The sequence below is a fragment of the Pareuzebyella sediminis genome, from assembly GCF_008367235.1.
Lineage (GTDB): Bacteria > Bacteroidota > Bacteroidia > Flavobacteriales > Flavobacteriaceae > Pareuzebyella > Pareuzebyella sediminis.
Map to the genome: position 1 here is coordinate 290,334 of NZ_VTZS01000003.1, position 24,301 is coordinate 314,634.

The 24,301-nt window shown below is 42.2% G+C and carries 21 protein-coding genes; 18 read left to right on the forward strand and 3 right to left on the reverse strand.

Going from position 1 to position 24,301, the window contains the following annotated elements:
* The first annotated feature begins 56 nt into the window (after window positions 1-56).
* The 18 genes from F2B13_RS11925 (at window position 57) to F2B13_RS12010 (ending at window position 22,429) form a co-directional block, all read left to right on the forward strand.
* Window positions 57-923, forward strand: a complete 867-nt coding sequence (locus F2B13_RS11925) for a DUF58 domain-containing protein (RefSeq protein WP_149304303.1) — start codon at window positions 57-59, stop codon at window positions 921-923.
* A gap of 50 nt (window positions 924-973) precedes the next feature.
* Entirely contained in the window at window positions 974-2,584 is a 1,611-nt protein-coding gene (locus F2B13_RS11930) for a hypothetical protein (RefSeq protein WP_394348974.1), read from the forward strand.
* Window position 2,585: 1 nt separating this feature from the next.
* On the forward strand, window positions 2,586-3,584 hold the full coding sequence (locus F2B13_RS11935) for a vWA domain-containing protein (RefSeq protein ID WP_149304304.1): 999 nt from the start codon (window positions 2,586-2,588) through the stop codon (window positions 3,582-3,584).
* 53 nt (window positions 3,585-3,637) lie between these two features.
* Window positions 3,638-4,684, forward strand: a complete 1,047-nt coding sequence (locus F2B13_RS11940) for a VWA domain-containing protein (RefSeq protein ID WP_149304305.1) — start codon at window positions 3,638-3,640, stop codon at window positions 4,682-4,684.
* A complete protein-coding gene (locus tag F2B13_RS11945) occupies window positions 4,685-5,545 on the forward strand; it encodes a tetratricopeptide repeat protein (protein WP_149304306.1) in 861 nt (286 codons plus the stop codon).
* A gap of 53 nt (window positions 5,546-5,598) precedes the next feature.
* Entirely contained in the window at window positions 5,599-7,329 is a 1,731-nt protein-coding gene (locus F2B13_RS11950) for a BatD family protein (RefSeq protein WP_149304461.1), read from the forward strand.
* Between the two features lie 40 nt (window positions 7,330-7,369).
* Window positions 7,370-8,119, forward strand: a complete 750-nt coding sequence (locus F2B13_RS11955) for a tetratricopeptide repeat protein (protein WP_317132010.1) — start codon at window positions 7,370-7,372, stop codon at window positions 8,117-8,119.
* Between the two features lie 56 nt (window positions 8,120-8,175).
* Window positions 8,176-8,472, forward strand: a complete 297-nt coding sequence (locus F2B13_RS11960) for a hypothetical protein (RefSeq protein WP_149304308.1) — start codon at window positions 8,176-8,178, stop codon at window positions 8,470-8,472.
* A 70-nt stretch (window positions 8,473-8,542) separates the two neighbouring features.
* Entirely contained in the window at window positions 8,543-10,135 is a 1,593-nt protein-coding gene (locus F2B13_RS11965) for a SulP family inorganic anion transporter (protein ID WP_149273350.1), read from the forward strand.
* Window positions 10,136-10,140: 5 nt separating this feature from the next.
* A complete protein-coding gene (locus tag F2B13_RS11970; protein WP_149304309.1) occupies window positions 10,141-10,947 on the forward strand; it encodes a universal stress protein in 807 nt (268 codons plus the stop codon).
* 65 nt (window positions 10,948-11,012) lie between these two features.
* On the forward strand, window positions 11,013-11,642 hold the full coding sequence (locus tag F2B13_RS11975) for a carbonic anhydrase family protein (protein WP_149273354.1): 630 nt from the start codon (window positions 11,013-11,015) through the stop codon (window positions 11,640-11,642).
* A 112-nt stretch (window positions 11,643-11,754) separates the two neighbouring features.
* On the forward strand, window positions 11,755-12,381 hold the full coding sequence (locus F2B13_RS11980) for a carbonic anhydrase (protein ID WP_149273356.1): 627 nt from the start codon (window positions 11,755-11,757) through the stop codon (window positions 12,379-12,381).
* 95 nt (window positions 12,382-12,476) lie between these two features.
* Window positions 12,477-14,345 (forward strand): SulP family inorganic anion transporter, encoded by a 1,869-nt coding sequence (locus F2B13_RS11985; RefSeq protein WP_149273358.1) that lies wholly within the window; start codon window positions 12,477-12,479, stop codon window positions 14,343-14,345.
* Between the two features lie 89 nt (window positions 14,346-14,434).
* Window positions 14,435-15,454 (forward strand): phenylalanine--tRNA ligase subunit alpha, encoded by a 1,020-nt coding sequence (pheS, locus tag F2B13_RS11990; protein WP_149304310.1) that lies wholly within the window; start codon window positions 14,435-14,437, stop codon window positions 15,452-15,454.
* 621 nt (window positions 15,455-16,075) lie between these two features.
* Window positions 16,076-16,567, forward strand: coding sequence for a GbsR/MarR family transcriptional regulator (locus tag F2B13_RS11995; protein ID WP_149273362.1), 492 nt, complete (start codon window positions 16,076-16,078; stop codon window positions 16,565-16,567).
* Window positions 16,568-16,576: 9 nt separating this feature from the next.
* Complete coding sequence (locus F2B13_RS12000; RefSeq protein ID WP_149304311.1) at window positions 16,577-17,716, forward strand: efflux RND transporter periplasmic adaptor subunit; 1,140 nt, start codon at window positions 16,577-16,579, stop codon at window positions 17,714-17,716.
* A gap of 21 nt (window positions 17,717-17,737) precedes the next feature.
* Window positions 17,738-20,893 carry an efflux RND transporter permease subunit gene (locus tag F2B13_RS12005; RefSeq protein ID WP_149304312.1) on the forward strand — a complete coding sequence of 1,052 codons (3,156 nt, stop codon included), beginning with the start codon at window positions 17,738-17,740 and terminating at the stop codon, window positions 20,891-20,893.
* A 132-nt stretch (window positions 20,894-21,025) separates the two neighbouring features.
* Window positions 21,026-22,429: an efflux transporter outer membrane subunit gene (locus F2B13_RS12010; protein WP_149273368.1), complete on the forward strand. Its 1,404-nt coding sequence runs from the start codon at window positions 21,026-21,028 to the stop codon at window positions 22,427-22,429.
* Between the two features lie 215 nt (window positions 22,430-22,644).
* On the opposite strand, the gene F2B13_RS12015 is transcribed toward F2B13_RS12010, so the two are convergent.
* The 3 genes from F2B13_RS12015 to F2B13_RS12025 are packed head-to-tail and all read right to left on the reverse strand — an operon-like array spanning window position 22,645 to window position 24,277.
* Entirely contained in the window at window positions 22,645-23,142 is a 498-nt protein-coding gene (locus F2B13_RS12015; RefSeq protein WP_149273371.1) for a YciI family protein, read from the reverse strand.
* A gap of 2 nt (window positions 23,143-23,144) precedes the next feature.
* On the reverse strand, window positions 23,145-23,612 hold the full coding sequence (locus tag F2B13_RS12020; protein WP_149273373.1) for a CYTH domain-containing protein: 468 nt from the start codon (window positions 23,610-23,612) through the stop codon (window positions 23,145-23,147).
* The gene (locus F2B13_RS12025; RefSeq protein WP_149273375.1) at window positions 23,609-24,277 is read right to left on the reverse strand and encodes an NAD(P)H-binding protein; all 669 of its coding nucleotides are present in this window, start codon (window positions 24,275-24,277) and stop codon (window positions 23,609-23,611) included. Before F2B13_RS12025 ends, F2B13_RS12020 begins: the two co-directional genes overlap by 4 nt.
* Between the last annotated feature and the right edge of the window lie 24 nt (window positions 24,278-24,301).

Here is a 24,301-nt window from a genome sequence, read left to right on the forward strand (position 1 = left end):
TAAAAAGTTCTGGGTCGTATGACCTATGAACATTGAACATTGAACTTTAAACGCCAATGGATACCAAAGAGTTACTAAAAAAAGTTCGTAAGATCGAGATAAAGACGCGACGTCTTTCGGATCATATTTTTGGCGGGGAATACCATTCCACATTCAAAGGACGCGGTATGACCTTTAGTGAAGTGCGTCAATATCAGTTCGGTGATGATGTACGCAGTATCGATTGGAACGTGACCGCCCGTTACAACGAACCCTACGTTAAGGTTTTCGAGGAAGAACGCGAATTGACGATGATGCTGATGGTCGATGTAAGCGGCTCAGAACTTTTTGGCACTACCAATCAGTTCAAGAAAGAAATCATTACGGAAATTTCGGCCACCTTGGCCTTTTCGGCACTTCAGAACAATGATAAAGCAGGACTTATTTTGTTCTCCGATGAAGTTGAACTTTATATTCCTCCCAAAAAAGGGAAAAGTCATGTGTTGCGAATCATCAGGGAGTTATTGGAATTCCGACCAAAAAGCAGCCGCACAAATATTGCCGAGGCCTTGAAGTTTTTAAGCAGTGTGCTAAAGAAAAAAGCCATTGTTTTTTTGCTATCGGATTTCATTGCGGAAGATTACGAGAAGACTTTGAAAATTTCAGGGAACAAGCATGATTTGACCGGGATTCGGGTCTACGATGAACGTGAAGAGGTCATTCCCAATCTGGGCATGGTACAAATGCAGGATGCCGAAACCGGAAAAATACGTTTGGTCAATACACAATCAAAAAGTGTGCGCAACGCATATGGAAATTACTATCGTGAGCGGGTCGATTACTTTCAAGAAATTTTCACGAAATCCGGTTGTGGCGTACTTAGCTGCCGTGTCGACGAAAGTTATGTAAGGAAACTTTTAGGCTATTTCAAGCGAAGAGGTTAATGCAAAATACAGAATCGAAAATAAGAATCAATAACTTTATATTGCACGGGATGCGATGGAGTTTCCTATTATTCATTTTTGGAGGATTTTTTGCCTTCTCACAAAATGGGTCAAACGTGGTGTCGAATGTCGATACTACATCCATAAAAATCGGTGAACAAATCAAGTTTACGGTCACCGTAGAAACCGATACCACCGCCCAGGTCATTTTTCCCGAAGGACAGACTTTTTCCCCTTTGGAGACAGTTGAAGCATTCGCTACGGATACAACCCGTAAGAACGATAGAATGACCTTACAAAAGATCTATGCCCTGACCCAGTTTGATTCAGGTTCGTACAAACTTCCTTCACAGCGCATAGAAATAAACGGCAAAGGATTCTTTACCGATTCTACCGAAATTTTGGTAGCTAATGTTCCTGTAGATACCCTGGCCCAGAAAATGTACGACATCAAACCTTTAATGGAAGTTGAAAAGAGTAATGCCAAATTCTGGATCACACTTGTAATTGCCCTACTATTGATCGCACTTTTGGGAGGAGCACTATATTGGTTCGTCTTTCGAAAAAAACCTTTGTCCAAAGAAGAGAAAGAAGCTTTGTTGCCGCCCTATGACCGCGCTTTGATAGAGCTGAAAAAATTAGAAAATTCGAAGTACCTGATCCAAGATGAATATAAGCAGTACTATTCAGAACTTACTGGAATCGTAAGGTCGTATTTGGAAGAAGATGTGCATGTAAGCGCTCTCGAAAGCACCACGGACGAACTCATACTAAAACTTGAAATGCTTAGGGACGCTGGTGAACTGAAAATCGACCATGACACCTTACAACAGTTCAAGCGCATATTGCAAACCGCTGATTTGGTCAAATTTGCCAAGTCAAAACCCGATACATCAATCGCAGAACAAGATAGAAAATCCATTGAAGATATTGTAACCAAAACCCATGATGCCCTACCTGAACCCACCGTTGAAGAGCTGATGGAACAGGCGGAATACCAAGAAGAGGTAGCTCGTAAAAGGCAAAAGAAAAAAATTATTATTGCCAGTGCCGCTGCTGTAGCAGCCCTTTTAATTTTTACAGGAGCAGCCGTAGCCTATTATGGTTTTGGTTATGTGAGGGATACGGTGATAGGGCACCCCACCAAAGAATTGCTTGAGAGCGAATGGGTGGCAAGCACCTATGGTTACCCCCCCATAAGTCTTGAAACCCCAGAGGTCTTGAAACGCCAAGAGGTAAAGCTCAACGCTGAAGCGAAAGCGAATATCAAAGACATTCAGACATTTGTGTACGACGAGGCCGATAATCTTTTCTCCGTACATACCATTTCAACTACACTGAACAAGGATATTGAACCCGATTATGAAAAGTCGATTGAATCGCTGATCAAAAAATTAGAAAGCCAGGGCGCTAAAAATATTTTAACAAAACAAGAGGAATTCACGACACTATCAGGTGTTAAAGGTGTTCGCATATATGGCAGCGGAACTTTTCCATCACCTGGCTCTGAAGAATCAGTAAGGGGAAAATATAGTATTATCCTTTTCGGAGGCAAAGGGTTTCAACAACAAATTATGTTAACCTGGCAAGATGGTGACGCCTATGCCGAAGATATCGTAAATCGTATTTTGGGAACCATCGATGTAAAAACAGAAGTATAGCATGTTGGAGAATATAACCTTTGCGAACCCTGAGTTTTTTTGGCTGCTTCTATTGCTTCCGTTGGCCGTGGTATGGCATATCTATAAGCGAAAAGACCAGGTTGCCTCTTTGAAAATACCCAGCATAGTAGGGTTTTCGAATGAAGGTTTCCTCCCTAAATTAAAACCGCTTCTGTTTTTAATGCGACTTGTCGCCCTGGCCTTCATTGTGATCGCCATGGCACGCCCGCAAACAGAAGATATCTCTACAAGAACAAAGACGACCAAAGGCATCGATATTGTCATGGCTATCGATGTATCGTCAAGTATGCTGGCCCGCGACCTAAAACCCAACCGTTTGGCGGCTTTGAAAGATGTGGCGGCCAAGTTTATCAAAGAACGGCCTAACGATCGTATAGGGTTGGTCGCCTATGCCGGCGAAGGCTATACAAAGACCCCGATTACCAGCGATAAGGCGATAGTCTTAAGTGCCCTTCGCGAAATTACTTACGGCCAATTAAACGACGGTACCGCAATCGGAATGGGCCTCGCAACCGCCGTAAACCGTCTAAAGGAAAGCAAGGCTGCTAGCAAAATTATTATTTTGCTAACCGACGGGGTCAACAATTCCGGTTTTATAGAGCCACAGACCGCTGCAGATCTTGCCGTTGAGTTTGGCATTAAAACCTACACCATTGGTCTTGGCACCAATGGTAATGCGTTGTCGCCCATAGCCTATAATGCCGATGGTTCCTTTAGGTATGGCATGCGACAGGTAGAAATTGATGAAGCCCTTCTAAAGGATATCGCCAAGGTTACCGGGGGCAAATATTTTAGGGCGACCGACAACCAAAAACTAGAGGCCATATACGAGGAGATAAATAAACTTGAAAAGACCGAGATAGAAGAGTTCAAATACTACAAATATGAAGAAAAGTTTCGTTCATGGGTGTTTTTGGCAGGAGGTTTGCTTTTATTGGAATGGGTTTTGAGAAACTCGCTTTTTAGAAGTTTCATTTAAAGAGCGAAATTTGAAAAGGGAGTGCTATTTTGCTCCAAATACTAAAATAAACAATGATTCAATTAGACGAAAAAGTATATTTCTATTTGCTCGGGATCATTCCCGTGATCTTTGTCTTTTTTGTTTTGCTACAAGTTTGGAAAAAGCGAACCCAACGTAGATTCGCAGAACCCTTGTTGCTCAAAAGGCTCACCCCTGATCGATCGAACTTCAAGGCAAGCTTGAAATTATTACTTTTTCTATTAGGGCTGGCATTTTTGACCTTAGGGTTGGTCAATCCTAAAATAGGAACAAAGCTGGAAACGGTAAAAAGGGAAGGTGTTGATATTGTATTTGCAGTAGATGTCTCGAAAAGCATGCTCGCGGAAGACATCGCCCCGAATCGATTGGAAAAGGCCAAACGTCTAGTATCGGAAATAATCAATCAATTGGCCAGTGATCGCATCGGTATCATCGCTTATGCCGGACAGGCCTTTCCGCAGCTACCGATAACCACGGATTACGGTGCGGCTAAAATGTTTTTGCAAGGCATGAACACCGATATGCTCACCTCTCAGGGTACTGCTATCGATCAGGCTATTGATTTGGCAGCAACCTATTATAATGATGCCGAGCAAACCAACCGTGTGCTTTTTATCATTTCAGACGGTGAAGATCACTCGGAAGGCTCCGTTATCGAAGCCGTAGAAAAAGCAGTAGAAGAGGGTATTCGGGTGTATACTATCGGAGTAGGTAAAACCAAGGGTGCTCCCATACCCCTAAAACGCAATGGCGTAGTTGAAAGTCTTAAAAAAGATGCCCAAGGAGAAGTTGTAATTACCAAACTGAACGAAGTCGTCTTGGAAGAGATTGCAGATGAGGGTAATGGAACATATATCAATGGAGATAACACAGCAGAAGCCGTAGATTTTATTAAGGAAGAACTTTTGCAAATGGACAAAAAAGAATTTGAGGCCAAACAGTTCGCTGAATTCAAGGATCAATTTCAATGGTTCTTGGCCATTGGCCTCTTATGCTTATTTTTAGACATTTTTGTCTTGGACAAGAAGACCCAATGGCTCAGAAAGTTGAATCTGTTCAATGAAAAGGAAATAACATAAATGAAAAATTCAATTTCGATACTATTACTTTTTATAGGTTTCCTCTCCTTTCCACAAGAAGAAAACAAAAATCAACAGGAGGCGCTCAGAGAGTCTAAAAACTTAACCTGGGAGGCTAATAAGGAACTGTCTGAAAATAATTTCGTCGATGCAGAAGTAGACTATAGAAAAGCTATTGCCAAAAGTGACGAAAATCCTGCAGCACCTTACAATCTAGGCAACGCATACTATAATAAAGAAACTTATAGCGAGGCATTTGGCCGCTTCAAACAGGCCGGGGAATTGGCCACCGATAAAAAGGCGAAACATAATGCATACCATAATATGGGCAATGTTTTTATGAAACGAAAAGAATATCAAAAAGCGGTCGAAGCCTACAAAGAAGCACTACGAAACGATCCGACGGACGAGGAAACTCGTTATAATTTGGCTTTGGCCAAAGAAATGCTCAAGAACGACGAAGAGCAAAATAAGGAAAACCAGGATAATAAAGACGAACAAGATCAGCAAGATCAGCAAGATCAAAACGAGGATAATAAAGAGGGAGACAATAAGGAAGACAACAAAGACCAAGAACAAAACGAAGAAGGAGACCAAGGAGATGAGGGTGACCAAAATGAAGAAAAACCAGATGAAAACAAAGAAGGTGACGGCGAACAAAAAGAGGAACAGAACAAGCAGCCTGAGCAGGGAGATCAACAAGAAGAGGAACAGCCCCAACAACCCAGACCCAATCAATTGAGCAAACAACAGATTCAAAACCTGTTAGACGCTATGCAGAACGAAGAGAAAAAAGTACAGGAAAAAATAGATGCCCAAAAAGTCAAGGGTGTCAAAACCAAAACAGAAAAAGATTGGTAACGCCGCTTTTTTATAGAAACTATATTACATTTTTTTTATTGGCATGTAGCCTAATGTCGGCATATGCCCAAAAGGAGACTGCGGTTACTTTTGAAATGAAGCTCAGTAAAGAAAAGCTGGGCATCAATGAGCGGTTACGTGTAGACTTTAGCATGAACCGTGATGGCGATAATTTCAATCCACCAAATTTCGAAGGATTCCGTGTACTCATGGGCCCTTCTCAATCGATAAGCTCTTCTTGGATCAACGGGGTAAGGAGCTATTCCAAAACCTATTCGTATACCTTGGCGCCGACAGGCCGTGGTAATTTCACCATTGGCCAGGCCACCATTATTATTGATGGTAAAACCTATAAATCATTGCCGAAGGAAGTAGAGGTAACAGCTGCGGTAGATAAACCAAGTGACCAATTAACGGTCGATGATGTGGCCGATGAAAGTCTCCATTTGGTAGCGGAAGTGTCGAAGACCAGCCCCTATCTCAACGAAGCAGTAAGCGTCGTGTATAAGCTATACGTCAGCCCTTCGGTAAGCGTATCGAACTATCAACCCCTTGACAACCCTAAATACAACAACTTTTGGAGCCAGGATATTCCGGTAAGCCGGCTTTCGGCAGAAAATGGAACCTACAAGGGCAAGCCCTATCGCTATGTGATACTAAAAAGAGTAGTGCTTTATCCACAAAAATCGGGGAAACTGGAAATTGAGCCTTTATCCTTGGATGTAACGGTCGAAGTACCTACCAACAAGCGTGACTTTTTTGGCGGTCGGGTCTATTCTCAAACCAATAAAACGGTTTCCGCAGGCAATCGAATTATCAATGTAAAGCCTTTACCCCAAGCCGGAAAACCAGTGAACTTTAGCGGTGCCGTTGGCAATTTCGATTTTGCGGTAACCACGAGCAAAACCGTGCTCAATGCTTCAGAATCACTGCAAGCAAAGGTACAGGTGTCAGGTAAGGGGAATTTAAAATTATTCCAATTGCCGGAGCCCAACCTACCTGGTTCCTTAGAAGTCTATGAGCCTGAATTTGAAGAAAGCGTACGTACCACACTCTCGGGATCTCAAGGTAAAGTGAGCAATAATTACACCATTGTCCCTTCTTTCAAGGGCAAATATCCGATCCCCAGTATTTCGTTTACCTACTTCGATCCAAATTCGGAAACGTACAAAACCCTTACTTCAGACGAAATAGTAATTAACGTGAAGGAAGGACCATTGAATTCATCTGGTGTGCCAACAACAAATACTACCAATAATACTAAAAGGTCGGTTTCTCCAGGAAACCAATTCAATTTTATAAAACTCAAGCCTAACCTTAGCGCTATCGGATCTAATTACTTTTTTGGTTCCACTTCTTTTTACCTATGGCTGCTCTTACCCTTGGTTCTCATACCCATTACCATAATTTTCAGTAAGAAAAGAGAGGCCATCGCGAGTGATGTGGTTGGAAATCGGGTCAGAAGGGCCAATAAGCTAGCGCGTAAATACCTATCAAAAGCCAAGAAGGAACTGGGCAACAAAGACAGTTTTTATATTGCCTTGGAAAAAGGATTACATAACTATTTAAAGTCAAAACTGAAAATTGAAACCTCAGAGTTCAGTAAAGACAGAATTGCCACCCTTCTTACAGAAAAAAATATCGATACGCCTACAAAAGACGGTTTTGTGGCTTTGCTATCCAGCTGTGAGATGGCTCGTTATAGTCCTTTTTCACGAGTACAGATGCAACAAGATTACGATAAGGCCAGTGAAGTAATTTCAAATTTAGATAAGCAACTTTAAAGAGCTTGGTATAGCAAATAAAAAATTATTAGTGAAAAAAATGTGCTACATATTGGTTTTCGTCTTTGCAACAATGACCTTCGGCCAAAGCGAAACACTCTTCGACCAAGCCACTGAGGCCTATAACGCAGGAGAGTACCAAAGGGCCGTAGATAATTATCTAGAAATTTTAGACAATGGCCAACATTCTGCTGAACTCTATTACAACTTGGGAAATTCGTATTATAAACTGAACGAAATCGCCCCGAGTATTTACTACTACGAAAAAGCACTGCTACTTAAGCCCAATGATTCTGAAATCAAAAGCAATCTTGCTTATGCCCAGAACATGACCTTAGATGCTATCGAAAAACTGCCTGAAACAGGATTGTCGAAAATTTATGGTAATATCATCGGTTTTCTCTCTTTTGACCAGTGGAGTTACCTGGCCATCGTTTTCATGATTCTTTTTGTGCTGTTCTACATTGCCTTTTATAGCTTTCAATATTCCTCTAAGAAGCGGGTTTCTTTTGTTACCAGCGTGATATTCATGCTTCTTACTGTTATTTCCCTAGTTTTTGCCTTTTTGCAATACAGCAAGTTTACGGCCGATCAGCCGGCAATTGTTTTTGCTCAGGAATCAAGCGTTAAATCGGAACCTAATCAAAGGAGCCAGGAGGCCTTCGCCCTTCATGAAGGTACGAAGGTACATGTGCTGGATGGCCTCAATGAATGGAAAAAAATTAAGATTGCCGATGGTTCGACCGGATGGATTCCCGAAGAAGACATAAAAATGCTGAAAGATTTTTAAACTTTACTTAACAATATTTCATTTCTAGTCTTCTATATTTGCATTTTCCTCAATTCATGAAAAAAATTCTTCGGATATCACTGCTTTTGTTTTGGCTGTTTGCCATCGTGGCACCAAGTATTATCACTTTATGTGATATTGATAAGCCCGTGGTCGTTACCAATTTAAACGAAGAAGAACACCAAGAAACCGGCAAAAAGTCAAATGGCGAAGAAAAATTCGTAAGCAGTAACTCTTTGGATTTTTCCCTATTGAGCCATTCAATAGAGTCAAATTCTGGTTTTTATCATATTATGGGCCATTTCGATTATACCCTAGAAATAGTGCCTCCCCCTCCCAAACATATCGGTTAGTTTCATTTTATTCTTTTATTGACTAATCTGTCTTCCGTTTATTTTGAGGAAGACTTAACAATCATATGATATGTTTAAACATTTAAAGAGCGACCTTCCCGCAAGTGTCGTTGTATTTTTCGTAGCAATTCCCCTGTGTTTGGGTATAGCACTAGCTAGTGGGGCACCCTTGTTTTCAGGTCTTATAGCCGGTATTATCGGCGGTATCGTTGTGGGTGCCATTAGTGGCTCTAAAATAGGGGTCAGTGGGCCTGCTGCCGGTTTGGCCGCTATAGTTTTAACGGCCATTGGTACACTTGGCGGATTCGAAAACTTTTTGGTCGCTGTGGTCTTGGGTGGCGTAATTCAATTGATCTTCGGAATTTTAAAGGCGGGTATCATTGGATACTATTTTCCTTCCTCCGTAATTAAAGGAATGCTTACCGGAATCGGAATTATTATCGTCCTAAAACAGATTCCACACTTTTTTGGGTACGATCCCGACCCAGAAGGCGATTGGGCCTTCTTTCAGGTCGATGGTGAAAACACTTTCTCTGAAATCCTGAATACGGTAAATAATATAAGTCCAGGAGCGACCCTAGTGGCCCTGATAGGAATGGCAATTTTAATACTCTGGGAAACTGTTTTGTCAAAAAAAGGTAAAATATTCCAACTCGTTCAGGGGCCCTTAGTTGCAGTCGCCATTGGTATTATCTTTTTCATCTTGACGCAGAATAGTGAAGTACTGTCTATTTCTAAAGAACATCTTGTAAGCGTTCCAGTCCCGGAAGATGCATCATCGTTTCTAGCTCAATTCAGCTTTCCGAATTTCGGTGTTATAGGCAACCCAGAAGTATGGATCACAGCTTTCACCATAGCGCTAGTTGCTAGTCTGGAAACCTTATTGTGTGTAGAAGCGACCGATAAATTAGATCCTCATAAAAACGTTACACCGACCAACCGTGAACTATTGGCCCAAGGTACCGGAAATATAATCTCAGGTTTAATCGGGGGCTTGCCCATTACTCAGGTTATCGTTCGAAGTTCGGCTAATATTCAATCTGGTGGCCGCACCAAATTATCTGCGATAATACATGGCTTTTTATTGTTGATATCCGTCATTTTGATTCCAACGCTTTTGAACATGATTCCCTTGTCCGTTTTGGCAGCCATTCTTTTTTTAGTAGGCTATAAGCTCGCAAAACCAGCGCTTTTCAAAAAAATGTACAATTTGGGTTGGAAACAGTTCGTACCTTTCATTGTGACCATTGTAGGAATCGTTTTTACCGATTTGCTCATAGGAATCAGTTTGGGCCTAGCCGTTGGGATTGTGGTCATTCTATTGAAGAGTTACCAGAACTCGCATTTTCTTCATATTGAAGATAAAAGCAACGGGAAGCACAAAATAAAAATGACCCTTGCCGAAGAGGTGACCTTTTTTAACAAGGGCGCGATTCTTAAAGAATTGGATAGTTTGCCAAGGGAAACCTATCTAGAAATTGATTTGTTGAAAACGAGGTATCTAGACAATGACATTATAGAAATATTGGACGATTTCGCATATAAGGCCAAAGAACGTAACATAGACATAAAGCTCGTTTCTAAAAGGGGTGTTGTAGAAAACCCCTCTAGTTTCGCCGAATTCTTTGAAAATAGACCAAAATCAAAGCTCAGCTTAAGCTAAATGCTATGGAAAAGGACAAATACAAAATAGTTTTATTTTCAGATTTAAAAGATGCTATTCACAGTTCACTTGTGAGTACGATTTGTCTGGCCAAAATGATTCACGCAGATATTGAAGTATTCAGCGTGAAGAAGCCTACTGATATTATCGGAGAGGAAAATCAACTCTCGGCCATGCGTTCCATTAACTCCGAGCATACCGATACCGAAAAAAAAATGAAATCCATTATCGATCCCATTTCAAAAAGCTATGGGATCGATATCAAATACTCCTTTACCTTCGGCAACGTAAAAAATGAAATTACACGTTTTATCAAAGAGCGCCGGCCAGATATGATCGTCGTAGGAAAACGAAAATCACGCCCCTTTAATTTAATTGGGAGCAGTATTACCGAATTTGTTTTAGACACCTTTAAAGGAACTGTGCTCATCGCCACGGATAAAAGTGTTTTAGAGCCCGACGGGGAATTGAATCTTGGTATTCTCAACAATTCCGAACCGTCGCAGAGCTTAACATTCGCCAACAATCTGATGCTTCATGCACGGAAGCCCCTAAAATCGTTCAACTTTGTTAAAAACGTTTCCACACCCCAAGAAATTGAGGTTTCTTCAGGCGAAAAACGGGTGGAATATGTGTTCGAGCATAATGAAAGTACCGTTAAAAATCTTACAAACTACCTTTCAAAAAACAATATTAATTTACTTTTCATAGATCGAGCCGAAAGAGATTCAAACTTTCACATGAACCTGACCTCTGCCGAAATAAAACAAGTAGTAGCAAAATTAGATACGAATCTCTTGGTTTCGAGCTGAAGTGATATAATCACCCAAGTTTAATTTCAATAAGGTAGAATTTAAAATAAATAAAATTTAAAATTATGAAAGCACATACAAAAGAAACACAAGCCACCATGACTCCGGAAAAGTCGCTACAATTCCTTAAAGAAGGCAATCAACGGTTTCAAAACAATCTCAAAGCCAACAGAAACCTTTTAGAACAGGTGAATGATACCAGCGAGGGACAATTCCCTTTCGCTACCATTCTGAGCTGCATTGACTCCCGTGTCTCTGCCGAACTTGTTTTTGATCAGGGATTGGGCGACATATTCAGTATACGTATTGCAGGAAATTTCGTGAACGAAGATATTTTGGGGAGCATGGAATTTGCATGTAAATTGGCCGGTACTAAATTAATAGTAGTGCTGGGTCATACGAGTTGCGGGGCTATCAAGGGAGCGTGTGATCATGCACGCTTAGGTAATTTGACGGCCTTGATCAATAAAATCGAGCCAGCGGTCGCTGCAGTAAAAGAACCCCGCGATGAAAGTCAACGTAACTCCAGTAATCTTGAATTTGTGGACAGCGTTTCCGCCAAAAACGTTGAAATTACCATGGACAACATCCGGGAACGAAGCAAAGTTCTAGCTGAACTTGAAGACAATGGGGAGGTCAAAATTGTAGGGGGCATGTATGATATTTCTACCGGTGCCGTTGATTTTTACGAGTGACCCGTTTGCCGCTTTTCAGTACACGTAAATTACTTGATGCCCATATATTTGTATGGGCATTGTCCGTTTTTAGACTATCTTTCCCATGGTCTATCCATTTAAGCCTAAAATCATGGACTTAGAAACTGTTTTTGAAAAAAATAAGAGTTGGATTGCTGAAAGGCTTTCCACCGACCCCGATTACTTCACTACTTTGGGAAAAGGGCAAAGCCCAGAACTCCTTTATATCGGTTGTTCAGACAGTCGGGTGACTGCCGAGGAACTTATGGGCGCAGGTCCGGGAGAAGTATTCGTTCACAGGAACATCGCTAATATGGTCATCAGCATAGACCTTAATGCCATGTCGGTAGTCAATTATGCCGTCGATTATCTTAAGGTACAACAAATTGTCGTATGTGGGCACTATGGCTGTGGAGGTGTAAAAGCGGCTATGCAATCGGCCGACTTAGGTATTCTCAATCCGTGGTTACGCAATATACGTGATGTCTACCGCATTCATCGAGAAGAACTCAATGCCATAAAAGAAGAGCAGAAAAAATATGATCGACTCGTTGAACTCAACGTAAAGGAACAATGCGTCAACCTAATCAAGACCGCCGCTGTGCAAAAGGCGTACCGAGACCGCGGATTAAAAGTTTATGGTTGGGTTTTCGACGTACATAAGGGCAAACTCATTGACTTGAAAATTGATTTTGAAGGCTACTTGGAGGATATCATGGAAATTTATCACTTAGATTAAGCATGTATAACCGGAAGATCTCCAAGTCGGTCTCGTTGGGTTATCTATTTAAAAATCATATCTTGAAAAATCAACTAGCAAATTAATATGCCGCCATGAAAAAATTTTTCGCTAATCTCAGGGGAGATCTTTTTGGGGGTATTACGGCAGGAATAGTTGCGCTCCCTTTGGCATTGGCTTTTGGAGTAAGTTCAGGTATGGGCCCGAGCGCAGGGCTTTACGGAGCCATTTTCATAAGCTTTTTTGCTGCACTGTTTGGAGGAACGAACACTCAGATTTCGGGACCTACGGCCCCTATGACCGCGGTGAGTATGGTGATTATTGCCGGAATAGTGGCGTCGAACGACGGAAGTCTAGAGCAGGCCCTACCTGCTATTCTCATTGTATTTCTTTTGGCAGGGTTTATGCAGATAGCTCTCGGACTCATCGGTATCGGGAAATACATCCGCTATATTCCCTATCCTGTTGTTTCTGGCTTTATGACAGCCATAGGTGTAATTATTTTGGTTACCCAAATCTTACCGGCCATCGGCTATTATCCAAAAGAGGATGAGGAATTCGTGGCACAATTCATGCCACATGCCGAAGAAATCATTCTTGATAATATTTTGAAAGAAGAAGCAGGCGAAGGTATATTGGTTTTAGAAAACTTTCAGGAGACCATTAAACGGGCAGGCGACATTACGACAGAAGATATGACCAGAGAGGCTCGTACTTTGGCTAAAACCGAAGCTTCAGGCGTTCTCGGCGCAATCAAGATGCTACCGAGGGCCGTACGGAACATCAATTGGCTCGAGTTTATCCTTGCAATCGCTACCATCATAATTATCTATGGTTTTAAGCGGATTACAACGCTAATTCCAAGTGCTTTAGTCGCTCTAATTGTTGTTTCAGGTGTAGCCTATGGCTTTGAACTGGACTATAGGCCCATAGAACAGATTCCTACAGGCTTTCCGGTACCCAACCTTGGCATTTTCACGGAATTTGAATTGTCTGCCGTCACACCCTATATTTTTACCGCCTTGACCTTAGCGCTATTGGGAGCCATAGATTCACTTCTAACCTCAGTAGTGGCAGATAACATGACCAAGACAAAACATCAGCCCAACAAAGAATTGGTGGGCCAAGGTATCGGTAATAGTATTGCCGCAATTTTTGGTGGTATTCCGGGAGCTGGAGCAACGATCCGTACCGTGGTCAATATCAATGCGGGGGGCAAGACCAAATTATCGGGCATGATTGCTGGCGTTTTATTATTGGTAATCTTATTGGCACTCGGCCCTGTGGCATCGCAAATACCCGCTGCCGTTCTCGCTGGTATTTTGGTAACGGTCGGAATTGGGGTTATGGACTATAAAGGCTTGAAAGCCATCCCCAGTTTACCAAAGGATGTCAGTATCGGGCCAGTACGGTTTAGTTCTGAAGTCGTCATTATGCTGGTCGTTCTCGTACTTTCCTCTATCTGGAATTTAGTATATGCCGTCGGGGTAGGGCTAGTAATAGCTTCTCTGATGTTCATGAAAAAGATGGGCGACTTAACGGCCGAGCGATCTGATGTAAAAGCCTTGGAAAAAGAAGAGGGTTGGGCAGATGAATCGGAGTTTCCAAAAAACCTCAGTGAAGAAGTTTTTATCAAGCACGTGAAAGGCCCTCTCTTTTTTGGTTCTACCAATGAGTTTCAGCAGCTTGCCGATCAGATTCCAAGAACGGCATCTACGGTTATTATAAGAATGGATCGTATGCAGTATATGGATCAGTCCGGCCTCTATACTTTGGAAGATGTACTTATCGATTTGCGTAAATCAGGTATCACTATATTGTTGGTAGATGTTCTAAAACAGCCGAGATATATGATGGAACGGGTTGATTTAGTACCGGATTTGATACCTGAAGAACACATTTTCAATAGTTTTGAAGACTGTTTGGAATGGATTAAAAACAATGTGAAAGACCTCTACGCTTGATTACTTCACTTCAATTATCCTGTTTTTACCGTAATATGCATCGGTCAATACTTCAAATGTCCTAAATTTGCACCTCCAGTTTAAAGGGTATGATAGACAATTTAAAAAAGCATATTGCGGAAGTTGAAAGTTTCTCTGCTGACACTTTAGAAGCCGTGGAAGCATTTCGAATAAAATATTTGGGCAAGAAAGGCTTGTTAAATGGATTCTTTTCAGAATTTAAAAATGTGCCGGTCGAGCAAAAGAAGGAATATGGCCAGGCCATTAATCGCCTAAAAGCGGCCGCTACTGAAAAGGTAAACCACCTTAAAGACTCATTGGCCCACCATCAAGAAGACCGTACGTTTTATGAAGATTTGACCAGGCCCGGAGAACCATTGGAATTAGGATCACGACATCCTATTTCCATTGTAAAGAACCAAATTATAGATATTTTTTCACGTATAGGTTTTAATGTTTCCGAAGGTCCGGAAATTGAAGATGACTGGCATAACTTTACGGCGCTCAACCTACCCGAATACCATCCGGCACGTGATATGCAAGACACGTTTTTTATTCAAACAGATCCCGATATATTATTGCGTACCCATACTTCTTCGGTACAGGTGCGTTATATGGAAAACAATAAACCACCCATTCGTACCATATCACCGGGTAGGGTGTATCGAAATGAGGCCATTTCGGCACGATCGCACTGTTTTTTTCATCAAGTTGAAGGCCTCTATATAGATACGGATGTTTCTTTTGCCGATTTGAAACAGACCCTTCAATTTTTCACCACCGAACTTTTTGGAAAATCGAAGATTCGTTTACGCCCCTCCTATTTCCCTTTTACCGAACCTAGCGCAGAAGTCGATGTATATTGGGGCCTCGAAACTGAGACCGACTATCGAATGACGAAAGGAACAGGTTGGTTAGAAATAATGGGATGTGGCATGGTAGATCCCAATGTGCTCGATAATTGCGGTATCGACTCGAAGGAATATTCGGGCTTTGCCTTTGGCATGGGCATAGACAGAATCGCACTCCTACTTCATCAAATTTCCGACATTCGTTTACTGAGCGAGAATGATGTGCGTTTCTTAGAGCAGTTTAAGAGCGCCCTATAAAGGGGCATAAAAACACATCGACATACCGGTTGCCAAAGAGGTATTCGTCGCGTCGCACAGAAACGGACTACCCCGATTCTCTTTCCCAAGAATGGAATTCTTATGTCATTAATAATCGGACCGATACCATAACAATGGTGTTGGTGGTATCTAGGGGTTTCAATAACAAAAGAAAACCTCTATTATCCGCCGGGATATCGCAACCATTTCTTCAAGGCCTTTTGAAAAAATAGAATTGGTACCAGAAAAGCTAATACTTTTGAACAATGATTTTTTATACCCTTTATTGCAGAAGACAAACTTTTTAAAATACGTTTTATATTCCCTGAGGATTCTATAAATGAAAGGGCCCTTGTAAATACTCCCCTCATCGAAAGGCCCGGTATTTTAGCAAGATGATATTTTTTGTGTTTCTCCTGCATTATTAAACAAAACAAATCGTCTTTTTCAATTCTGAACCGTACTTTTATATGCAGTGATGAAGCATAAAGCCTTATTACAAATAGGTTTCAAATCAATTGAAATAATTTTCAACAACCGAGGCTAAACAACATTTTAAGTTCGACAGGTTCGGTTTTGACCGAACTAATTGTATTTTCGCTGCTTACTCAATCCTTAATTATGAAATTGAAATTGGAGCAAGATCGCATGCGCCTTATTGAAAGATTGGGAGTCCACCTCGAGGAAAAGGAGCAGTTGGCACCGTTGGCCGCCCGTATCATTTCAACTTTGATTTTAACGGGTAAGAAGGGAGTGTCTTTTGGTGAACTCGTTCAGAATCTTAGTGCAAGTAAAAGTACAATATCGACTCACTTGGCTACACTTCAAGCTATTAAAAGAATCGCTTATTACACCAAACCTGGCGATCGTAAAAAATATTTCATCATACCGCCTGAGGCTAAGTTAAGATGGATTGATGAGATGATTGACAAATGGACTTGTGAACGCAATATCCATCAAGAGATATTTGAATATAAAAAGCAGTGCAATCGCAATTTAAGCTGTAGTGAAGACCCGAAATTTGAATTGGAAATACATAAAGAATACCTCAAAATTTTGTCCCTAGCCTGTGCGACGATGGTCGATTTGAGAGAAAAAGTAAAAACCGCTTAATACGATAACATGAAAAACTATTCCATTTTGTCCGTTACATGCCTGATCTTTGCCAGCTTACTTCTGGTTTTGGGCTGTAAAGACGACACGAGCGGTCAACAAAATGCCGCTGGCCAACAACTAGCCATGTCTTTGCCCGTGGTAGAGATCCCAACTAAAACCCTTACTGCATACGTCACTTATCCCGCCAGTATAGAGGGTGTCGTGAATAGTGAGGTTAGGGCAAAGGTGGCCGGATATATTACCGATGTTTTGGTAGATGAAGGGCAAAAGGTCAATCGTGGGGAAACACTTTTCAAACTTGAAACACAATCGCTCAATCAAGATGCCGCTGCGGCGGCTGCAAATGTAAATGCCGCTGAAGTAGAGGTGGAAAAGCTAAAACCTTTGGTTGACAAAAATATCATTAGTGAAGTACAGCTCGAAACCGCCAAGGCCCAATTACAGCAGGCAAAAAGTAGCTATAACAGTATTGTAGCCAATATTGATTACGCAAATATTAAAAGCCCGGTAGATGGCTATGTTGGGGACGTCAGACTTCGTAAAGGAACACTTGTTAGTCCTACTAATCAAACCCCCCTGACTATGGTTTCGGACATCAGCCAAGTATATGCCTATTTTTCGATGAACGAAAAAGACTATCTGAACTTCATCCAAAACGCTGAAGGGGCCACTATTTCACAAAAAATTGAAAAAATGCCTAAGGTAAATCTTCTTTTACCCAACGATAGTCTGTTTGAGGAGCAAGGCACTATAGAAACTATCAATTCACAAGTAGATCCAAATACAGGCTCTATTTCTTTCAGGGCCAAATTTGACAACCCTTCGAGATTGTTGACCAACGGGAATAGTGGTAAAATTCAAGTTCCCAAAACTTTTGAAGACGCCGTGGTGGTTCCCAAAGAATCTACTTTCGAACGTCAAGGAACCACTTATGTGTACAAGTTAGACCGAGAAAATATGGCCACGGCTGCCAGTATAGTAATTACACAAGAAATTGACAACCTTTATGTGGTGGCCTCAGGATTGAAAAAAGGTGATCGCATCGTAGCGAAAGGTGTTTCGCAATTAAGGGGAGCAACAGAAATACAGCCTCAAGAAATTCCCTTTGATAGTATCGCCCAGCCTATTCAAAAAGTATTTAGATAACGGTACAGAACTTAGAAAACTATGCTGAAAACATTTATTGAACGCCCTGTACTATCTACAGTAATTTCCATACTTCTGATAATTCTCGGTGTCTTGGGACTAACTGCCCTGCCCATTACACAGTATCCGGACATTGCACCGCCTACTATTCAGGTGAGTGCCACATACCCAGGTGCTAATGCCGAGACTATTCTGGAAAGCGTTATTATTCCCCTCGAAGAACAGATCAATGGTGTTGAGGGAATGACCTATATTACCTCAACGGCCACCAATAATGGTACTGCGGCCATAACTGTTTTCTTCGATCAAAACGTAAACCCTGATATTGCAGCCGTTAATGTTCAGAATCGGGTGTCAAGGGCTAACCCGTTATTGCCACAGGCTGTTCTCCAAACGGGTGTAACTACCCAAAAACAGCAGACGAGCGCCCTTATGTTTATGTCGGTTTACAGTACCAACGACGATTACGATGATACTTTCATTCAAAACTATTTGAATATCAACGTCATTCCTGAAATACAGCGTGTGAATGGGGTGGGTAACGTAAATGTGTTCGGCGCAAAAGAATATGCGATGCGTATATGGCTAAAACCGGAGAAGCTTGCCGCATACGATTTGTTACCATCTGACATTACTGCTGCCCTAAGGGAACAAAGCCTGGAAGCGGCCGCAGGTTCGCTCGGTGAAAACGACGGAGAGGCCTTTTCTTATGTAATCAAATATGGAGGTCGTTTTAAAACTGAAGAGCAATACCGAGATATTGTTATTAAGGCCATGGGAAATGGAACCTATTTGCGCCTTGGCGATGTTGCCGATATTGAACTAGGTGCCCAATCCTACTCGGCGGGTTCATCTACACGAGGATTTCCAGCGGTAAACATGGGAATATACCAAACGAAAGGATCGAACGCCCGTGAAATTATCGAGTCTATCCATGAAGAACTCGTGACCATACGCCAAAACCTCCCCACCGGGATTGAGATTTTTGTGCCATACGACACGAATAACTTTTTGAATGCCTCTATCGAAAAAGTGACCAGCACCCTTATCGAGGCCTTTTTGCTCGTATTTCTAGTGGTGTTTATCTTTTTACAGGATTTTCGATCTACGCTCATCCCTGCGATAGCCGTACCCGTATCGATCATCGGAACATTTTTCTTTCTCAATTTGTTTGGCTACTCCATTAATCTGTTAACTCTTTTTGCCTTGGTATTGGCCATTGGAATCGTCGTCGACGATGCTATAGTCGTGGTCGAAGCCGTTCATGCTAAAATCGACGAAGGTGAAGAGAATCCCAAAAAGGCCACCCTAAATGCCATGCATGAAATTTCAGGCGCTATTATCTCCATAACCCTGGTAATGGCCGCCGTGTTTATACCCGTCACCTTTGTACAAGGTCCTACCGGGGTATTTTATGAGCAGTTCGGCGTCACTTTGATTGTCGCGATCATTATTTCCGCCGTGAACGCCCTAACCCTTAGTCCAGCCTTATGCGCTCTCTTTTTAAAGGGTCATGGAGACAAGCAAAATTCCAAAAAGGGAAAGCTCCTACAACGCTTTTTTGATGCATTCAACAGGGGGTTCTATGCAACGGTAAATCGATATGGCCAATCCGTACATTTTTTATATCGCCATAAATGGATTACCGCTGTAATTCTACTATTGGCTTTAGGAGGAATTTGGTGGTCATCCTCTACTTTGAAAACTGGCTTCGTACCCGACGAGGATAGAGGCATCATCTTTTTAAATGTGGAGCTTCCTCCAGGGTCATCGTTAGACCGCACCCATGAAGTAAACCAGAAACTGTACAACAAGATTAAGGAAATACCGGGTGTACTAGCCGGTTCCGTCATCGAGGGCCGAAGTTTTCTAGGCGGTGCCGGAAGCAACTTTGGGCTTGGATTTATTAGGCTTGCAGATTGGGATGAACGAGGTGCCGATTCGCTTTCGTTACAAAGCATAACTGCAAAAATGTTTGCCGCTGCGGCACAAATTCCCGAGGCGAACATTGTATTCTTCGCCCCGCCTAGCATACCGGGCTTTGGTCGTTCGACGGGTGTAGAGGTCAATTTACTCGATCGCTCGGGAGGCAGTTTCAACGAGCTGGATGAAGTGAATCAAGATTTTATCGGCAAATTGACTCAGAGACCTGAAATTCAATACGCTCAGTCCTCTTTTAACACACGTTACCCTCAATACGAAATGGAACTCAATGTACCTCGTGCCAAAGAATTAGGGGTATCTATAAGCAGCATATTTTCCACGCTTCAAGGGTATATCGGAGGGGTGTTCGCTGCAGACTTTTCACGATTTGGTAAACAATATCGCGTGTATGTTCAAGCATTGCCCGAAGACCGTTCCGATAAGTCGTCACTCGACCAATTATATGTACGCACCAGTAGCGGTGAAATGACGCCCATAACGGAATTCATTACACTTGAAAGAGTATATGGCCCCCAATCGGTCACCCGTTTCAATCTTTTCAATTCAGCTACGGTTACAGCGGCTACGAACCCGGGATATAGTTCTGGAGATGCAATCAAAGCGGTACAAGAGGTGGTAAGCACCTTGCCCTCAAACTATTCGACCGCTTTTTCAGGCTTGACACGGGAAGAGGTCAATGCAGGCAACCAGACACTTACCATATTCCTTTTATCCATCGTTTTTGTATATTTTCTACTGGCCGCACAGTATGAGAGTTATCTCCTCCCATTCTCTGTGCTATTTTCGCTGCCCCTAGGGGTATTCGGGGCGTATTTCACCACACAAATGGCAGGACTGCAAAACAATATTTATTTTCAGATCGCCCTGATTATGCTACTTGGCCTTTTAGCTAAAAATGCTATTCTCATTGTAGAATTTGCCCTTCAGAGAAGGAAACAGGGAGAATCTTTGTTAGACGCTGCCATAGACGGGGCGGAAGCTCGTTTGCGCCCGATACTTATGACCTCCTTTGCTTTTATTCTTGGATTGATGCCCCTTGTTCTTGCTAGTGGCGTGGGAGCTGAAGGAAACCGTTCGATCGGTACCGGTGCCGTTGGTGGCCTTTTAATAGGAACCGTATTAGGGGTTTTTGTTATTCCCATTCTATTTATGCTGTTTCAATGGATACAGGAAAAAATATCGGGACCACCCACAGCTACCCAAAATGAAGTTTTGAATGAAAAATCCAATTAAAAAAAGGAGACTATGAAATATGACTTTTTAGTGGCCGTAACTGACCCACTATCATCGGAAATATATAAGCGCTCCTTTTCGAAAAAGGGGTATAATCTAGGGGAGCACATAAAATTAAACATATAGCAACTGATGAAAATTTTTCAATCATATCGTTTTCTTCTAATATCGGCCCTACCTCTGCTACTGGTCTCTTGTTTTGCCGCCAAGAATTATGAGCGGCCCGAAATGGAGGAAGTTAACGAGCTTTACCGAACGGACCGGACATCGACAGATACGGTTTCCATGGCGAATGTCTCTTGGCGTGACCTCTTTATCGACCCCGATTTAACAGGATATATTGAAGAAGGATTACAAAACAATCTCGACATACGTATCGCAATTCAGCAAATTAATGCGGCCGAAGCCTACCTGAAACAAGGTAAGGTCGGGTATTTTCCGTCATTGGAAACGAGTGTGGGCCTCACCCATCAAGAACTATCAAGGAACAGTCAGTTCGGTTCCTTTTTTTCTGGGGCCATACAGCAATACCAGTTAACGGCAAATCTCTCATGGGAAGCCGACATTTGGGGCAAGATCAGAAGCAATCGCAGAGCGACCCGTGCCTCTTATCTTCGTACTGTGGCGGCACAACAAGCGGTTAAGACACGTTTGGTTTCCGAAATTTCAATTACATATTATCAACTTTTGGCTTTAGACCAGCAGTACAGGATTACCGAGCAGACCATTGAAAATCGAAAACGCAGCTTAGAAACTATTGAGGCTTTGAAAGACGCCGGAAATGTAACCCAAGTGGCCATTGACCAAACCGCGGCACAATTGTACAATGCCCAGGCCCTGTTGATCGATCTTGAAAAAAACATCTTTCGAACCGAAAACGCATTGGCTATCTTGTTGGGTAAACCCGTGCAGCATTTTGAACGGAGTAGCTTGCAGGAACAAAAGATCGATATAGATCTTCAAATCGGCCTTTCTACCCTTCTATTAAGAAATCGACCAGATGTCATCGCCGCCGAATACGATTTAATAAATACTTTTGAGTTAACTAATGTAGCCCGTAGTAACTTCTATCCTTCCTTTACCATATCAGCAACGGGTGGGTTTCAAAGCTTGGAATTCGACAAATGGTTCAACTCTGCCTCCTTATTCGCCACGCTTGTAGGAAATCTGGCCCAACCTATTTTCAATAGACGAAAAATTCGAACACAGTATGAAGTTGCCGAGTCCCAACAGCAGCAGAGTCTACTCAACTTCAAAAAAACCTTGCTTACCGCGGGTCAAGAAGTTTCCAATGCCCTTTTCGATTTCGAGGCAGAACGTGAAAAATACGAATTTCGTCAAAAGGAAGTCGAAGCCCTGAGAAAGGCCGAAAGCAATTCAGAAATACTTCTGAACAATGGTTTCGCCAACTATCTCGATCTACTAACGGCCCGACAGGCCGCATTGAGCGCCGAACTCAATGTAGTCAACAACAAGTTGAACCAATTGCAGGCCATAGTATCGCTCTATCGTGCCCTAGGAGGAGGGTGGAGATAAGTGTTGAGCAGAGAAACAGGGCCTGCTTCTAATAAATATTACAGTCAAAAATACCTTCATACCCAACCAGTTGAAAGCGGAGGCGATACTTACATTCGCAAAATCGTAACTGTGCCCTAAGCCACCACCACAAGTCATATCGGGTTGGGGTAAGTTATAGATAGCCCTCCGGAATTACCGAAAGCCTTTGTAATTATCTTATGATAAAAAGATAACTAACGTAACCCAAACCCTTTGGCGGCCCACCAGGGATGAATTTCAATAACCAAACGCCCCGCTTTTACCATAGGATCTGAATTGGCCAAACTATCGGCCACTTCTTGGGTTGGCGTGTTATAAATGGTAATGCCCCGAATATCGCCGTCATCGCCGAAAGGTCCAGATATATCGGCATGGCCTTCTTTGTACATCTTCCCTAAATGGGCTAGGTGTAACCGCTGTAAGCTATCTGCCTCTTCCTTATCCTGAGAACGGTTTGGGCCGCGCTTCAAAAAGGCAATAAAGTATTGCTGCATGAGAACGGTATCTTGGGTCTCTTCGTCCACATAATCAAAAATTTGATATCCTTTTGACACCAATACCTCTTTTTGTTGCTTTACAGTCGTTTCCTCCTTTAGGGCTTCCTGCTTTATTTTAGCATCCTTACTTTTAACTTTGTAATCATTGCATGCCATGAGAGCGATAAAAATCAAAGTGACCATTGTGTGTTTCATCTTTACCAAGTTTTGAAAGGTTCTTTGCTCAACCTCGAATTGTAGTATTTTGTTTTCCCGGTGACCTCCTCTCCCAACCACGAAGGCTTTTCAAAATCTTCCTGCTCACTGAGAAGCTCTATTTCGGCAACGATCAAACCCTCATTATCGCCACAAAACTCATCGATTTCAAAGAGGTGCTGCCCAAATGGCACATAATAACGCACTTTATCGATTACCCCTGTTTCGCAAATCTTTATTAGGTTTTCGGCCTCTGTCACATCCAATTCCTTTTCCCATTCAAAACGTGTGGTACCTGCTTGGTTAGATTTACCCTTAATCGTCAGGTATCCCAAATCGCCCATGATACGTACGCGAACCGTTCGTTCAGGATGGGTGTTCAAAAAACCTTGAACAATTCTTTGTTTCGAAGTAGCCGCTTTTTTAAACTCCAGGGATACGACCAAAAACTTTCTTTCGATTTCTATCACTGCAAAGCTATTTTTTTGATCTGGTCGGAAGGTATCCTTGTCCGTTTTTCATTATGATTTGCCAGCCATACCATCGCCCTTGCAATGGTCTCCGGTCGAATCGAACGGTACTTCTTAAGAGGGCCTACCAATACAAAATTGGCCAGGCGCATCAACTGTTTAAAAAACCACTCGCCTATTCTCCTTTCCTTTCGTTTACCACTGATCAGCGACGGTTGCATAAGATGGGTTTTCGGGAGTCCCACCTGTAAAACGGCATCTTCCATTTCACCTTTGGTACGATTATAAAAAATACTACTCTTCGGATTTGCCCCCAAAGCAGAAATAACAATGAAGGTATCAATTTTATTCTCTTTGCAAAGCCTGGCCGCACTCACGGGAATTCCATAATCAATAGCTCGGTAGACTTCGGTATTCGGCGTTTTTGATTTCGTGGTGCCTATACAACAGTAGACTTCATCACCGGTAAATTCGTTCTTAAAGCGCTCAAGATGAGTCAAATCGCCCGTATACTCCATAATCCTTTGCCCAGTTAGCTGTACACTAGATCTTGAAAAGAGCTTTATGGTACCGTACCGTTCATCCTCAAGTAATAATTCAAGTAATTTTCCTCCTGTAAGGCCCGTAGCACCAAGTACAATGGCCGTCTTTTTTACCGCATCCATACAATTAAATATAACCTAATTTTG